The organism is Klebsiella sp. 10-1, from assembly GCF_009758445.1.
Lineage (GTDB): Bacteria > Pseudomonadota > Gammaproteobacteria > Enterobacterales > Enterobacteriaceae > Klebsiella > Klebsiella scottii.
This window is the reverse complement of record NZ_WQRE01000004.1, coordinates 334,112-349,483: the sequence shown is the minus strand read 5'-3', so window position 1 is coordinate 349,483 and position 15,372 is coordinate 334,112. Positions and strand designations below refer to the sequence as shown.

Annotated in this window: 11 protein-coding genes and 2 pseudogenes; 3 read left to right on the top strand and 10 right to left on the bottom strand. The window is 56.0% G+C overall.

Features of this window, described 5'->3' with window-relative positions:
- The first annotated feature begins 117 nt into the window (after positions 1–117).
- On the top strand, positions 118–1,797 hold the full coding sequence (gene dauA / locus GO007_RS17195) for a C4-dicarboxylic acid transporter DauA (protein ID WP_095101961.1): 1,680 nt from the start codon (positions 118–120) through the stop codon (positions 1,795–1,797).
- On the opposite strand, the gene GO007_RS17190 is transcribed toward dauA, so the two are convergent.
- Both GO007_RS17190 and ychH read right to left on the bottom strand, forming a co-directional pair.
- Positions 1,798–2,841: a MerR family transcriptional regulator gene (locus GO007_RS17190; protein WP_095101959.1), complete on the bottom strand. Its 1,044-nt coding sequence runs from the start codon at positions 2,839–2,841 to the stop codon at positions 1,798–1,800.
- A 227-nt stretch (positions 2,842–3,068) separates the two neighbouring features.
- Complete coding sequence (gene ychH, locus GO007_RS17185; protein ID WP_095101957.1) at positions 3,069–3,344, bottom strand: stress-induced protein YchH; 276 nt, start codon at positions 3,342–3,344, stop codon at positions 3,069–3,071.
- Positions 3,345–3,615: 271 nt separating this feature from the next.
- On the opposite strand from ychH, the gene pth reads away from it, so the two are divergent.
- Together pth and ychF are read left to right on the top strand one after the other, a co-directional pair.
- A complete protein-coding gene (gene pth, locus GO007_RS17180) occupies positions 3,616–4,200 on the top strand; it encodes an aminoacyl-tRNA hydrolase (protein WP_041147674.1) in 585 nt (194 codons plus the stop codon).
- Positions 4,201–4,317: 117 nt separating this feature from the next.
- Positions 4,318–5,409, top strand: coding sequence for a redox-regulated ATPase YchF (ychF, locus tag GO007_RS17175; RefSeq protein ID WP_095101955.1), 1,092 nt, complete (start codon positions 4,318–4,320; stop codon positions 5,407–5,409).
- Positions 5,410–5,595: 186 nt separating this feature from the next.
- Here ychF and GO007_RS17170 read toward each other — a convergent pair whose 3' ends face one another.
- From GO007_RS17170 to tssH, 8 genes and pseudogenes are all read right to left on the bottom strand, one after another.
- Positions 5,596–6,075 (bottom strand): VasL domain-containing protein, encoded by a 480-nt coding sequence (locus GO007_RS17170; protein WP_095101953.1) that lies wholly within the window; start codon positions 6,073–6,075, stop codon positions 5,596–5,598.
- Positions 6,032–7,105 (bottom strand): annotated as a pseudogene (locus GO007_RS17165) (type VI secretion protein VasK); the annotation flags it as partial. The gene GO007_RS17170 and the pseudogene GO007_RS17165, both read right to left, overlap by 44 nt.
- A gap of 5 nt (positions 7,106–7,110) precedes the next feature.
- On the bottom strand, positions 7,111–7,458 hold the full coding sequence (locus GO007_RS29185; RefSeq protein WP_227839908.1) for a hypothetical protein: 348 nt from the start codon (positions 7,456–7,458) through the stop codon (positions 7,111–7,113).
- A 17-nt stretch (positions 7,459–7,475) separates the two neighbouring features.
- Positions 7,476–7,925, bottom strand: coding sequence for a hypothetical protein (locus tag GO007_RS29180; RefSeq protein ID WP_223261791.1), 450 nt, complete (start codon positions 7,923–7,925; stop codon positions 7,476–7,478).
- A gap of 2 nt (positions 7,926–7,927) precedes the next feature.
- Positions 7,928–9,418 (bottom strand): annotated as a pseudogene (locus GO007_RS17155) (T6SS effector phospholipase Tle3 domain-containing protein); the annotation flags it as partial.
- Entirely contained in the window at positions 9,411–9,992 is a 582-nt protein-coding gene (locus GO007_RS29720; protein ID WP_463351419.1) for a T6SS immunity protein Tli3 family protein, read from the bottom strand. The pseudogene GO007_RS17155 and the gene GO007_RS29720, both read right to left, overlap by 8 nt.
- 216 nt (positions 9,993–10,208) lie before the next feature.
- Positions 10,209–12,698, bottom strand: coding sequence for a type VI secretion system Vgr family protein (locus GO007_RS17145; RefSeq protein WP_095101949.1), 2,490 nt, complete (start codon positions 12,696–12,698; stop codon positions 10,209–10,211).
- A complete protein-coding gene (gene tssH / locus GO007_RS17140; protein WP_095101947.1) occupies positions 12,695–15,346 on the bottom strand; it encodes a type VI secretion system ATPase TssH in 2,652 nt (883 codons plus the stop codon). Before tssH ends, GO007_RS17145 begins: the two co-directional genes overlap by 4 nt.
- Positions 15,347–15,372 lie beyond the last annotated feature (26 nt).

The window sequence follows — 15,372 nt, the reverse complement described above, 5'->3', positions numbered from 1 at the left end:
AGAAACCCGCTGAGGCGGGTTTTTTTGTCTCTCAAACCAATTTGTATGACTATTGCCTCCTTCACCTGCCATTTAGTTGACAGATGATGCGCCCATGCCCATGGATGAAACATTATCGTGAACAGATTATTCTCCTCACACGTGATGCCTTTCCGCGCTCTCATCGACGCCTGCTGGAAAGAAAAATATACCGCTTCGCGCTTCACCCGCGACCTGATTGCCGGGATAACGGTGGGGATTATTGCCATTCCGCTGGCAATGGCTCTGGCAATTGGCAGCGGCGTAGCGCCGCAGTACGGACTCTATACCTCCGCCGTCGCCGGGATCATCATTGCGCTGACCGGCGGCTCGCGCTTTAGCGTTTCCGGCCCGACCGCCGCCTTTGTGGTGATCCTCTACCCGGTATCGCAGCAGTTTGGCCTCGCCGGGCTGCTGGTCGCGACGCTGATGTCCGGTATTTTTTTAATTCTCTTCGGCCTGGCCCGCTTCGGGCGGCTGATTGAATATATCCCGCTCTCGGTGACCCTCGGGTTTACCTCAGGTATCGGGATTACTATCGGTACCATGCAGATTAAGGACTTCCTTGGCCTGCAGATGGCGCACGTGCCGGAGCACTATTTGCAGAAAGTCTCCGCACTGATTATGGCGCTGCCGACGATCAACGTTGGCGACGCCGCGATTGGCATCGTGACGCTTGCAATCCTCATCATCTGGCCGCGCCTTGGGATCCGCCTGCCGGGTCATCTTCCCGCGCTGCTGGCGGGCTGTGCGGTGATGGCGGTTGTCACCCTGTTGGGCGGCCACGTCGCTACCATCGGCTCCCAGTTCCACTACACGCTCGCCGACGGCAGCCAGGGAAGCGGCATTCCGCAGCTGCTGCCGCAGCTGGTGCTGCCCTGGGATATGCCGGGCTCTGATTTCACCCTCAGCTGGGCTTCGCTGCAGGCGCTGCTGCCGGCGGCATTCTCAATGGCGATGCTCGGCGCCATTGAATCGCTGCTGTGCGCGGTGGTGCTGGATGGTATGACCGGCACCAAGCATAAGGCTAACAGCGAGCTGATTGGTCAGGGTCTGGGCAATATCGTCGCGCCTTTCTTCGGCGGCATTACCGCGACCGCGGCGATTGCCCGCTCGGCGGCAAACGTGCGCGCCGGGGCGACCTCACCGATCTCCGCGGTGATCCATGCGCTGCTGGTGATCATGGCGCTGCTGATCCTTGCCCCGCTGCTCTCCTGGCTGCCGCTTTCGGCGATGGCGGCGCTGCTGCTGATGGTGGCGTGGAATATGAGCGAAGCGCACAAGGTGGTGAATTTGCTGCGCTACGCGCCAAAAGACGACATCGTGGTCATGCTGATGTGCATGTCGCTGACGGTGCTGTTTGATATGGTCATCGCGATTAGCGTCGGTATCGTGCTGGCTTCGCTGCTGTTTATGCGCCGTATCGCCCGCATGACGCGCCTGGCCCCGGTCAACGTAGACGTGCCCGACGACGTGCTGGTGCTGCGGGTTATCGGCCCGCTGTTCTTCGCCGCCGCCGAGGGGCTGTTTAACGATCTGGAAACGCGGATTGAGGGTAAGCGGATCGTGGTGCTGAAATGGGATGCGGTGCCGGTGCTGGACGCCGGCGGCCTGGATGCCTTCCAGCGCTTCGTGAAAAAGCTGCCGGAAGGCTGCGAGCTGCGGGTGTCTAATCTGGAGTTTCAGCCGCTGCGTACCCTGGCGCGCGCCGGAGTCCAGCCCATTGCCGGACGCCTGAGCTTCTACCCCGATCGCAACGCCGCGCTGGCGGATATTTAACTAGCGGGATGCGGGCGTTCGCGCCTGCATCATCACGCCTATCGCCTGCTGGAGCCAGCCGAGCACCGGCGGCGTCATCCACGTCCCCTTCATCAGATGCGGTTCGCGCTCCATCGCGTGGCGAAACTTTTGCTGGGTCTGCGGGCTGGTGCCGGCATACGACTGGAACAGCGCCAGCCACTGCCGCGCAAGATTTTGCCCCGCCTCGGATGCCGGATCGGTCTGCTCAGCGCAGGCCTGATGCAGCGCCGATACCAGCCCCGGCCACTCCATCAGCCGATCGAAGTAGTGCTCACGGGTAAACGCCAGCTCGTCGGCGTTCAGATAGCGCGCCCAAATCGCCAGCTTACTTTGCGCAAAGGCGTGGGTAATGTAGTCCACGACCTCGGGCGTGATACCGGTTTGCGCGCGCATTTGCGGTTCCGCAGCGTGCATCTCATTGAGGCGGGTGAGAAACTCCGGCCGCCCGGCGGTGTCAAGCTCCAGGCGCTCCATCCAGCGGGTAGCCAGCGCCATCGCCGACGGCGAATCAGGCGAGCAGTTCTCCTGCATCAGCTGCCGCGCTTCAATGACCAGCGCCTGCCAGATTTGATTGCGCTGTTCATCCTGTTCTGCGAACGGCAGCGTCTGTAGCTCCTGCGGACTAAACCAACGATCGTACATTTTCATAAGCTCCAGGGTTTGTAGCCAGGACTCCAGATCGGGTTCATGCCCGCTACCCAGCTCATCGCGGAGCAGCGCCAGCCTTTCGCGCAGCGTTGAAATAGTGCGCAGCTGCGTATCAAGGGTGGCAATTTGCTGCACCAGCAAATCGGATAACGAAAGCGAACCGCGATCGAGATGCTCCTTAATAGCGGCGAGTTCCAGCCCGGCCTGTGCCAGCGCCTTAATCATATGCAGCCGCTGAACGGCCGCCAGATCGTACAGCCGATAACCCGCCGCGCTTCTGGCCGAAGGCGTCAGCAGCCCGGTTTGTTCATAGTGATGCAGCGTACGGACGGTCATTCCGGCGCGTTTCGCCAGTTCCCCCACCTGAATTAACATGACTGCTCCTTTTGTCTGCCAGTGGCGCTACTCTGCAGCCTGACGTTACGTCAGGGTCAAGCGCATATTTATCAACTGGGGCAACAATATCAGCGGGACGGGCGTTGCGGGAGTAAAATAAGCAGGAGTAACATAGTCAGCCAGCCGGTTAGATCGCGGCTGGCGGCAGTGCGGATAAGTTCACAAAATTGCACCCGCCTGGCGACAGGTGCAGGCAACGGACTGACTTAGCTGTGGCGATGCTGGTCGCGACGGCAGCGTTTGTCGTAGTGACGCACCCACCAGTATCTGTCGCCGACCTGTTCATGACCGCCGATGCGCGCGCCGGCAAGCCAAAGAACGGCACCGACGAAGATGCTTAGAATTGCGCCGTGCGCGAAAAACTGCGGCAGGTCAAGCTGCGGAAGCTGGTTTAAAATGGAGTAGCCGACGCCAACAACCATGACGACCAACCCTAAACCCATCAGTATATTACCGAGTAACGAAGCGTTTCTGCGTTTCATATGTCACCTCCGGAACCTTGGGTTATCTGAGAGTACCCTCAGAACTTATAGGTCTAGTATAGACAACGGGCAGAAGAGTGATTGCGTTGGCGATCACATTAGCGAACATCAAACCAACAAAAGTTTACAAATAACTTACTGAACAACATCAAATTCTAATGGTTCACCGGCGAAATTATCGTGGCGATAGCGCTGCGCTGGCAGAATTTTGTCAAGCGCGCTCGCAGACAGTACACTACGCGCCAGAGAACGACCCATGCAGGATATAAAAGTGACGATAAAATTGATTGTCGGCCTGGCTAACCCCGGTGCGGAATACGCGGCAACACGCCATAACGCGGGCGCCTGGTATGTAGACCTCCTGGCCGACCGCCACCGCGCCCCGCTGCGCGAAGAGAGCAAATTCTACGGCTACACCTCGCGGATTAACTTTGCCGGCGAGGATGTCCGTCTGCTGGTGCCGACCACCTTTATGAACCTCAGCGGTAAAGCCGTGGCGGCGATGGCCACCTTTTACCGGATTAATCCCGATGAGATCCTGGTCGCGCACGATGAGCTGGATTTACCGCCCGGCGTGGCGAAATTTAAGCTCGGCGGCGGCCACGGCGGGCATAACGGCCTGAAGGATATCATCAGCAAACTGGGCAATAACCCGAACTTTCATCGCTTACGCGTCGGAATCGGCCATCCGGGCGATAAAAACAAAGTTGTCGGCTTTGTATTAGGTAAACCGCCGCTTAGCGAGCAGAAACTGATTGATGAGGCCGTTGATGAAGCCGCGCGCTGCACGGAAGTCTGGCTGAAAGAAGGCCTGACCAAAGCGACCAACCGTTTACACGCATTTAAAGCGCAATAACCGGCCGACGTGCGGAATTTTTGCCGCACACCGTGTATAATAGGCGAAGCTATTTACTTTTCTACAATCTGTTCAATGTAACAGGTTGATTATCCAAAGATTAAGGTGATTTAAATCATGGGATTCAAATGCGGTATCGTCGGTTTGCCCAACGTCGGCAAATCCACCCTGTTCAATGCGCTCACCAAAGCGGGTATTGAAGCGGCCAACTTCCCCTTCTGTACTATTGAGCCGAACACCGGTGTCGTACCGATGCCCGATCCGCGTCTGGATAAGCTGGCCGAAATCGTTAAACCACAGCGCATCCTGCCGACTACCATGGAATTCGTCGACATCGCGGGCCTGGTAAAAGGCGCATCCAAGGGCGAAGGCCTGGGTAACCAGTTCCTGACCAACATTCGCGAAACCGAAGCTATCGGCCACGTTGTTCGCTGCTTTGAAAACGACAACATCATCCACGTGAACAACAAAGTGGACCCGGCTGACGATATCGACGTTATCAACACCGAGCTGGCGCTGTCCGATCTTGATACCTGCGAACGCGCAATTCATCGCGTACAGAAGAAGGCAAAAGGCGGCGATAAAGACGCGAAAGCTGAACTGGTCGCGCTGGAAAAATGTCTGCCGCAGCTCGAAAACGCCGGCATGCTGCGCGCGCTGGCGCTGACGGACGAAGATAAAGCCGCCATCAAATACCTGAGCTTCCTGACCCTGAAGCCAACCATGTACATCGCTAACGTCAACGAAGACGGCTTCGAGAACAACCCGTATCTCGATAAAGTCCGCGAAATCGCTGCCGCCGAAGGCTCAGTGGTGGTTGCCGTCTGCGCCGCCGTTGAATCCGATATTGCGGAACTTGACGACGCTGACCGCGATGAGTTTATGGCCGAACTGGGCCTGGAAGAGCCGGGCCTGAACCGAGTTATCCGCGCAGGCTACGAGCTGCTGAACCTGCAAACCTACTTCACCGCCGGCGTTAAAGAAGTCCGCGCGTGGACGATCCCTGTCGGCGCGACCGCGCCGCAGGCGGCGGGTAAAATTCACACCGATTTCGAAAAAGGCTTTATCCGCGCTCAGACTATCGCCTATGAAGACTTTATCGCTTACAAAGGCGAACAAGGCGCGAAAGAAGCCGGTAAGATGCGCGCCGAAGGCAAAGACTACATCGTTAAAGATGGCGACGTAATGAACTTCCTGTTCAACGTCTAAGAGTTGCCGTTGGCTCATGGGGCTTCACGGAATCTCATGACAGCTGGAAGACAGCATAAAAAAACCACGCAACTGCGTGGTTTTTTGTATCTGACGCTGCCGCAGCGCGAAAAAATGCCCTTAGGCGCTTTTTCACATGACTATTCAGCGCGGTTGCAGTGCAAACAAACTGCCCGGCCAGGAGTGCTATTCCCGGTTGGTTAGCGCCGAGTATCGGGTGATGAGCTGCTGTAAGTGCTGCTCCACCTGAAGCTTCTGCGCCTGCGGGATCATCCCTGGCTCTTGCCGCTCCGATATCTGACGGAGCTGCTCCTCCACCGGCACGGATTTATTAAATGCCTGAATGGCGGCAAACACCTGCGATTTCAGCTCGCTGACGGTCATGTATTTCCCCTTCTGCCCATCCAGGGCGTTGAGCTGTTCGCTCAGGCTCTGAAGTTTAAGCATGCCCTGATGCCAGCCTGCGAGCGAATCATCCGGAGTCCCGTTCAGGGCAAGCTTTTGCTGCCACTGAGTGCCCAACTGTTCGGCCCCGGAAAGCCCCGGCCACAGCGCGTGAGCCTGGTTTATCAGATCCTGGCCGGCGCGAAGATTCCAGTCCGGCGGCAGCGCAGAAAGCTCCCCATGCCATACCGACACGACGGCCACGCACGCGGGTACAGTCATCCACAATGCCCTGCCAGGTTAACGGCAGGGTCAGCGCATGGCGCTGTGACTCAGGGATAAATGTCTCAGCACCGGCTGTTTCCTCTGACGTATCGACAGGTTTATACCCTGGCAGACTGAACATCAGGCCACGCAGCGGAACGCGTTGCTGGGAGGCGGCCAGCCATGGCAGCAGTTGCTGAGCCCAGCGAGCGATGCCACCGTCTTTAAAGTGCTGGCCCAGGCGCAGCAGGAAGTCATGACTGTTGTTTTCCGCGATCTGGCTCACTCCCTGCGTTCGCAGGGACGACAGCATCAGCTTGAGCTGACGGGCAATATCATCAGCTTTTGCACGCAGCGGGAACGTTGCCCCGACCGCCTGCTCAGTGCGCGTTGTCTGCGCCCATTTGCTGTCACACAACTGCCACAGCCAGACAGGTGCTGAGTAATGCAGCAATTCACTGATTTTTTCCAGCCCGCGAAGGTCGCTGTCACTGATTTGCGGGGTCAGATTAAGCGACTGAGGCATGATCCGGACAATCCCGTCCAGTGGGCGCCCGCGACGCAGTTTACGCAGCGCGGTGTATTTTTCCTTATCGGGCTCAGCAGTCAGACTGCCGCCGTAAATCAGAACGGTACGGTTGCCTTCAAGCCACTGGTTTTCCTGCAGGCCTGGAACCAGCAGTTCGATTGCCGCCTCATCGCCGGTGACCAGCAGCAGACGAACCTTGCGCCGCCAGAACGACGAGTAACGTCTTCTGAGATATTTGCTTAGTGCAGTAAAATCATAATGATCCGGCGATTTTTCTTGAGCGTGATTATTTTCGCCATCAGGCGTAACGGGAGAAGGATTTTGCTGCCTGAACAACGTAAAAAAGACCATGGTGCACAGCGCGGCAGTGAGAGTGATAAAACCAGACAGCACATACCAGAAATTATCGTCATTATTGTCAGAGGGCAACTGCGTTGTCTGTGCAAGAACAAAGAGCACCATCAGCAGAACTGCCACAATGAGTAATCCAGCTCCCAGGGGCTTTGAAACCTTTTTCATACCGGTTATTCCTTTCCGGAGTGTCGTGCAACCCTGATAAATCCTGGGCGCTGAAGACGGGCTGTAATTCGTTTCAGCAAAATGGCCAGCCCAGGCAATGTCACTATCAGTGACAGCAGAAGAAGAGTTACCCCCAACCAGGAGAATGCAGTTGATGGGAAGTAATGGATCATCAGGCTGTACAGCCCGACATTCAGCAGCAATGCCATCAGAACAGAGCCCCCGGGAAAGGGTGGCTGAATAACGAAATGATCGTGCCCGACTGCGGGGGCGGCGTTTCCGAGCGTCACTGCCCAGGCATCAGTCTCACCTTCAAGAAAAAGCCACTGGCAGGCAGGGCCGTAAGCAGCCATCTCAGCCGCAGCCCCAATCATTGCCCAGCCAGCAAGACCGCCATACCGAACGCATGCACTGTCATAATCAATGACACCGCCAGTTCCTGTGTATGTGCAAGACGAGACAGCAATCCCGGATCTGCAGCAATGAAAGCATGGCTGAGAATGACAAGATGTTGATGCGCGCGCCTGCGCCACATCAGACGCATGCTCCGGCACCACTCATTCCAGTTCCAGACACGGATTGCCAGCGTTTCCCACCAGAAGCTGTAAACCGCGATGGTTGCCGAAATGCCCGCAAATGTCCAGGCCGTCAGTGGTAGCCAGGCCCCACTGCTTAATGAAGGTAACCCTGTCGTCGGTGATTTCAGTACAGCAACAAGTAACCCAATGAAAAGACCGAGAAAAATAATCAACAGGCAAACCCACGATGACCAGGATGGTGCCTGCTCTTTTTCAGGCACCTCCGGAAGAGACCAACCCATCAACCAACCTCCATATCCCTGCTGCGATAATCCTGGTCAAAATCCTTTAATTCTTCAGCAGACAAGGGGTCAGGCACAAGAGGCGCATTAATCGTCAGCTTTTGCTCTTTTACCGGCGCGGGCCAGGTCATCTTCTGCATTAGGGTTGTGGTGCTGTCCCAGAATGGTTTCCCATCATCAAGATCGCTAAAGTGGGTCTGCGTGCTGGGTTCAACGCCGCATGGCGTGTTCCGCCCGAGCATACGCACGTACAGCGTGTCTCCCGCTGCCTTAAACAGGGGATGGGGTTCTGTAAAACGGCTGGTTTCCGTATTGGGCAGTCCCTGCCATCCAATACTGCGTAAAGGGGCAGAGCCCATTACCCGGTCGTGAGGGTTGCAGTAAATCCAGGTTGTTCCATGGTTATCACGCTCTGGCACACCACCGTGCGTTTTCCCGGCCGGTGACCAACTTTCACCATCACTGCTGGCTCCTGCAAGTAATCTTTCACACCCTTGCTTTTGTAAACGTGTTTTATTTTCAGCCACTTTTTTTACAATATCGGCAAATGTCGCTTCTCTGGCCTCTTTGCTGATGATTTCATTCATGGGATACGAAATATAGGTTGTCATTTCATTATCCAGCGCATAGGGCGAATTCATCACAAACAGTGCATCCGGCGCTTCGATTGCAGCAGCGGCCAGGGCAACCATCGTTCCCTGACTGTGGGACAGCACCGTCACTGTATCCTCGGGATGTTTATCACGAATGGTTTTAATGAGCTTTGCCAGACGGCCTGCTGCATGAGCATAATAATGACGTGGAGGTGCTGCTGTCAGAAGCCTGTCACGTTCTCCGTTCAATAGCTGAGTGCTGAATGGCACCGGAATGCCCAGCGCTGACGGCCACTTATCAAACCCTTTTTCGCTCCAAAGACTGACTAACTGATTACAACCGTTCTGGAAAGGGCCACCTCCCCAGTAAAAAGGGCCTTTGCTTTTTCGTTGTTCAGGCGTCAGGTCGTAATAATTATCTCCCTGCTTATTTTTAAGCGGAATGGCATATTTATCGGTTTCATTATCAGCGGCACGATAGCCCCAGTAAAACCGAATGACGGGAGAACGGCCTTCTTCTTTTATTTCCCTGGGCGGAGGAACCCATTTCTGTTTCTTCTCATCATACATATCACTATAACATCCTCTCCATTCAGGACTATTTTTATCACAGGGTTCCCAGTAGCCTTCGGCATATTGATTTTCTACAAGAACATGCTCACCATTAAGACCCAACCGCTGATTTAATCCCTCACATAATGATTTTTCAGCGTCATTATACCACTCACCTTCCGAGTTAACTCCATGTACAAAGATAACTAATCCAGGAAATTGTAATGGCGGCTGAACTTCAGCATTCACATGAATATTTTTATGCGAGGTTATTGAATGAGCAAACGGCGTCCCGTTATCTGTCATCTGAACATCGACTTTCCGTGTGGGAGATGTTTGATTATTCATCTGAAATCCTTCCTGTGGGTTGTACTGGTTCCAACTGCCGATCACACTGCATTTCACTCTCTCCTTTTTTTGGGTAAAACTTTGACATATCTATTTTAAAAAAGCCCCCAACAGGTTTTTCTTCTCCAGGCCTGAGTAAACTATATTCATCCTCAGATTTAACCACACCCAGCCAGTTTTCTTTATCAAGATCCCATCTATCTACAACAGGGTATACTCTTCCCTTTCCCCGATAATAAATCAGATAAAAACTGTCATTAGTCACCAGCATATCGTAGTCTTTTGTGTCACCATTAGGATCCTGTGTATTTGATCCGTAAGTCACTGAGTGCACGGTTTTCCCACCATCGGTTGTCACCGAAACAACATTCAGGCACCCTTTATCCGATCCCTTACATGCTGCCTTATTATCATTGGCTGTGATTGGAAAGGCTAAATAGTCATCCCGGTTTGATAGCCAGAACAGCCGTCCTTTAAATAAATAACCTGATGAGGGTGCTATCTGTGTATGAATTCCTTTAGCCTTGTTGTTATAAAACGTTTTCCCGTTTTCGCAGCGGGTATACTCTTCCAGCGTAAAGTAACGTTCTTTATCAATGCGATAAATTATCTGCGGCGGACCATAAACCTCAGGCTGCCCGGCTCTTTCTGCGTATCATTCATCGCAGAAAAAGGATTAACCAAGGCAACACCCCCGCCATAAGGGCCAGCTACACAACCACTCAGAACAAAAACAACATATATAAAGCAGAACCGCATAATCAGATTTATCATAACCCTGTTCCTTTCTTTATTTTTTTAAAACTATTTTTAGCCCATCAACGGCTTTTGATGATATGAGTGATGAATGCCCTAAACTGTCTGTTATTCCGGACAACATGCTCCCATCAGGCATATAAATGTCATAGTTCTGATTTGCGAGAGGCTTTCCTGATACGGGATGAGTAATAACAAATTTCTCATCAAACGTTGATGGCTCAAACGACTTCATCACACCCTGCATACTGCCGGAGCCGGCCTTCTTTATTCCCGCATTCTTTATAAGCAGTTTGCCAGGCCCACCAATCTCAACATTCCCGCCTTTGATTTTGATATAACCACCGCCGCATATCAGCGTCAGTTCATCCTGGGCTGTAACGACCAGATTCTTGCCACTCGAAATATGTGTGTCCTGTGTGGACCAGGTGGTGATATCTCCGCCCTGAGCCTGAATATCAATATCATTTTGAGAGCTGAACAGTTTTGCCCCTTCACGGCTGTACAGGCTGAGTTGCTTACCCGCGGCCAGAGTGAAGTCTTTTTGCGCCCCTACATCCAGTTGCTTACCTGCTGTCAGCGTCAGATTATCGCTGGCTGATAGCTGCATATCTTCGCCGCTCACCAGTGCCATTCCTTCTGGCGCACTGCCTAAGATAACCTCTTCATGCAGTTGTTCTATTTTCTGCTTCAGGAGTTTTTGCTGACGACCGACATCCGCCGCCAGCGCATGAGCCTGCTGCGCGCTGGCCGCCAGAGACTGCATTTCCACTAAGGCGACGGAAAGCCTTGCCAGCGCCGCCCCCATCTCCAGCACCTGCCCTTGCGCCTTCGCCTGGCCGTCGGCGCTGATAAATATCCCTTTCTGCGCCCGGATGGCGCCCCATGAATCCGTGCGTAGCTCAAAGCCTTCCCCGCGCTGTTGCTTCTCGCTGTCGACAAGATGGCCGAGATTCAGCTGGCTCTTTCCGCCGTACTCCGTCGAGACCTTGATATGCTCTTTTCCGCGCTCATCGTCGAGGCGGATTTTATTATTCGCAGGCGTCCGCAGGACGTTGCGTTTGTAGTTGCGAATGGTGACGTGGTCGCCGTGGGTCGAGTCGTGCAGCACGCCGGAGATATACGGCCGGTCCGGGTTGCCGTCCTCAAATCCAATTGCCACTTCGGTGCCCGCCAGCAGCGGCAGGTGCAGGCCGTAAGTGTCGCCTGCGTACGGGCGGGACTGACGCACCCACAGGCTTTCAAACCCGGTCTCCCAGCTATCGCGGTCGAACAGCATATTCACCCGATAGCGGCCATCTTTATCGATATGGCCGTAGATATCATTTTCACTGGTGCTGGTTACGCGTGCGGGCAGCGTGCCCGCCATCACCGGCCGCGTGCCGGGCTCCGGGCGAAAACCAAAATCACTGCTGTCCGGGATACCGCTGAAGTGCAGCTCAAAATCCCGATCGCGACGGGCGAAGCTGGCGATCGCGGTTATCACCACGCCCTGGCTGAACGTCTCCGCCACTTCATAGCCACCGGTGACCTTCAGCACCTGGCCCGGTGCGAGCGTCGGGCAGCTGGTAATAGCCCGGGCCTGCGTCTGGCCGTTCAGATAGCGTTCATGGCGGATACGGGCGTAAAACGCCCCGGACTCCGGGTCCGGGCTGCGGTCGAACGTGCTACCTTGCGTCAGGTAGTTATCAGCATAGTGATACGCATCGCCGTAGGTGGTCGTATCCCCGCTGGTGACATCCACCTGCGCATTCATATCCTCATTAGCCTGACGGTAGTTGTAGTCGCGGGTGCTGACCTGCCGCTGCACCACGTTGTGATGACATTCCATCTCCCAGACCGAGTCCACCCCTTTCGAATGCTGGCCCGACAGCGGTACCGATGGCAACGTCAGGCCTTTCTCGTAGCCCTGCTGGCTGTCGTAAAACGCCACCACGTCGATGTTCAGGCGCGTGTCGGCGGTAAAGCGAAACCAGATCCCCACCTCGCCCAGCAGGCGGGTGATAAAGTGCAGGTCATCTTCGCCGTACTGCATCACCTGCTCCCGGCGCGGGTACTCTTTACTCAGTGAAAACAGAAAGTCCTGGCCTTTGAAGTTATGCCGTTCACGCAGGATTTTTTCGACGATCTGCGGGACCGACATGTCCTGGTAGATGGCGTTCTGGCGTGAACGAGAGAGCAGCGCCAGACGCGGCTGGAGCGTCAACGCGTAGTGGGTTTCATCCGCCGAGGTACCGAGCCGTTCGAAGCCGCTGACCACGCCCTGAATCACCCGCACTGGCTGCTGCAGCTTAATACCAAAACCCTGATCCACCGGGGCCTGCAGCGTCAGAGAACCGGCCTTAATCAGCATCATCTCTTTGCTGATGGCATGCTCGGCGCTTGTGAACTCAATGCGGTAGCTGAACGGCTGGCTCAGGGCTTCCTCGCCTTCAAAGGCCAGCACGTCCAGCGCGGGCTTACATCCTTTAATCGCCAGCTGGTGGTGGTTATGGCTGAATCTGATTTTTGGATTTGTACTCATGATGCCTCTCCTCTGGCTCCGCTGAACTCCAGTGCAATACCGCCATCCTCACTCCAGCCTAACGTCAGCGATGTTGGCTGCTGCTTCGCCGCCATATGAGCCAGCAGTTGCTGGCTCAGCACCGGCAAAATCTGCTGATTGAGCAGGCTGTCAATGTTGCGCGCACCGGTATCCGGCAGCAGGCAGGCCGCGGTAAGCGCGTCATACAGGCTCTCGCCGATATGAGTTTCCAGGCCGTAGTGGCGCTGCAACCGCTGGCTTACCTGCTTAAGCTTCAATTCCACAATGGTGCGCATTGCAGGCTCGCTCAGAGGGCGATAAATCACCGTCTGAAAGCGGGCCAGCAGCGCTGGCTGGAAATGGTCGCGCAAAATGGGGCGCAGCAGTTCATGTAAATCGACTTCGGTAGCTTCCGGCCGTTCGTCCAGCAGCTGCATGATAGGGTCGCCGCCGAGGTTAGATGTCATCAGAATCACGGTGTTGCGAAAGTCGATTTCGCGCCCTTCGCCGTCGCGCATAAAGCCGCGGTCGAACACCTGATAGAACAGATTCATCACGTCGCGGTGGGCTTTCTCCACCTCATCGAGCAGCACCACGCTGTACGGGCGCTTGCGTACCGCTTCGGTCAGAATGCCGCCCTGGCCGTAGCCCACGTATCCCGGAGGTGACCCCTTCAGTTGGGAAACGGTGTGCGGCTCCTGGTATTCGGACAAATTGAGAGTGATAAGGGATTTTTCACCGCCGTACAGCGCGTCCGCCAGCGCTAGCGCGGTCTCGGTTTTGCCAACGCCGCTGGGGCCCACCAGCAGGTATACGCCCTGTGGACCGTTTTCAGACGTCAGCCCGGTTTTGGCGGCCCGCAGGCGTCGGGCGATGGCGTTGAGGGCCGCACTCTGCCCCACCACGCGTTTACCGATTTCGCCTTCAAGATTCAGCAGTTCGGTCTGCTCGTCCTTCATCAGCGAGGAGAGCGGGACGCCGGTCCAGTCGGCAATCACGTTAGCGACGGTGCGAACATCCACATCAACCGAAAGCAGCGGACTGCTTTGCTGAATGTCCTGCAGCCGCTGCTGCAGTTCGCGTGTCTCACCCTGACGGGAGATATCCTGACGGCTCTCCAGCAGTTGCTCCGTAAGCGTGAGCTCCTGGCCGTACCGGGTTTCCCGCTCATCAAGTTCGACAATCAGGCGCACCTCTTCCTGCTCAATCATGATCAGGCGTTCACCATCAGCGCGATTCCCGACGGCGATATCCTCCAGCAGCGCCTGTTTTTCCATCTCCAGCGCGGTGAGCTTCATGCGGATACGGGTAAATTGCTCCGGTAGGATATCGAGGCTCATACGCACGCGGGCGCTCGCGGTATCCAGCAGATCGACCGCTTTGTCCGGCAGCTGGCGGCCGGTCAGATAGCGCCGCGACAGGGTAACCGCAGCGCGTACCGCGTCATCGGTAATGTGGACGTTGTGATGTTCGGCATAGCGGGATTTCAGGCCGCGCAGCATCAGGCAGGCGGTTTCGTCATCCGGCTCATCAACTTTCACCATCTGGAAACGGCGCTCAAGCGCCGCATCGCGTTCAAAATACTGTTTGTATTCGCTCCATGTCGTGGCGGCGATGGTGCGCAGCTCCCCCCTCGCCAGCGCGGGCTTGAGCAGATTGGCCGCATCGGCGCCGCCCGCCTGATTGCCGGCGCCGATGATAGTGTGCGCTTCGTCGATAAACAGCAGAATCGGTACCGGTGACTGCTGCACGGCATCGATGACGTTTTTCAGCCGCTGTTCGAATTCACCTTTGACGCCCGCCCCCGCCTGCAGCAGGCCGAGGTCGAGAGTGTGCAGGCTGACGGCTTTCAGCGACTCCGGTACATTACCTTCGGCGATGCGCAGCCCCAGGCCTTCCACCAGGGCCGTTTTGCCGACGCCCGGTTCGCCGACCAGGATCGGGTTATTCTTGCGGCGTCTGGAGAGAATATCCACCATCTGGCGGATTTCCGTATCGCGACCAAATACCGGATCGATGCCGCCTTCGCGCGCTTTGGCGGTGACGTCGAGGGTATATTTATCCAACGCATTTTGTAGCGCCGGATTAAGCTCACCTTCTTTTATCCCGGCACCGACCGGGCGACCAACAAACTGCACCTCCCTGCCGTTCTGCGCCAGCTCCGCGTCCTGCTGGGCTTCCGGGCGTTCGTCGGACTGCGTATCGAGCAGCGGGCGCAGGCGCTGCAGCTGGCTCTGCCCCAGCGTCAGCAGCGGCCACAGGCCGTCGCAGCGTGCCATCTTAGGCTTATCGACCAGCGCCATCAGCAGATGCACGCCGCGAATGCGTTCTTCACCGGCCAGCGAGGCCCGCATCCAGGCTTCGCGCATCAGGGTCTGGGTGCTCTCTGCCAGCTGTGGGCGGCTGCGTACCGAGCGCGGCTGCGCATCCAGCCAGCCGAGTAAATCCTGCCACAGGGAGTCCATATCCCATTCATAGCGACGCGCCAGTACGATGAGGTCACCCTCGCCCTGCTCCAGCAGCTTCAGCAGCCAGTGCTCCGGCAGAATTTCAGCATGCGCTCGCGTGAGGCACAGGGAGGCGGCCCCTTCCAGCGCACGGGCGCAGTAGGGGTTGAGACGTCGCAGGAGGATTGCCGGATTTTCCATGTTCTTGAACTCGCTGTCTGGGGACC

Bases quoted from the DNA above. Each gene is read 5' to 3' on its own strand.
- GO007_RS17190 (WP_095101959.1), bottom strand. From the start codon at position 2,841: ATGTTAATTCAGGTGGGGGAACTGGCGAAACGCGCCGGAATGACCGTC.
- ychH (WP_095101957.1), bottom strand. From the start codon at position 3,344: ATGAAACGCAGAAACGCTTCGTTACTCGGTAATATACTGATGGGTTTA.
- ychF (WP_095101955.1), top strand. From the start codon at position 4,318: ATGGGATTCAAATGCGGTATCGTCGGTTTGCCCAACGTCGGCAAATCC.
- GO007_RS17170 (WP_095101953.1), bottom strand. From the start codon at position 6,075: ATGACTGTACCCGCGTGCGTGGCCGTCGTGTCGGTATGGCATGGGGAG.
- GO007_RS29185 (WP_227839908.1), bottom strand. From the start codon at position 7,458: ATGGCTGCTTACGGCCCTGCCTGCCAGTGGCTTTTTCTTGAAGGTGAG.
- GO007_RS29180 (WP_223261791.1), bottom strand. From the start codon at position 7,925: ATGGGTTGGTCTCTTCCGGAGGTGCCTGAAAAAGAGCAGGCACCATCC.
- GO007_RS17145 (WP_095101949.1), bottom strand. From the start codon at position 12,698: ATGAGTACAAATCCAAAAATCAGATTCAGCCATAACCACCACCAGCTG.
- tssH (WP_095101947.1), bottom strand. From the start codon at position 15,346: ATGGAAAATCCGGCAATCCTCCTGCGACGTCTCAACCCCTACTGCGCC.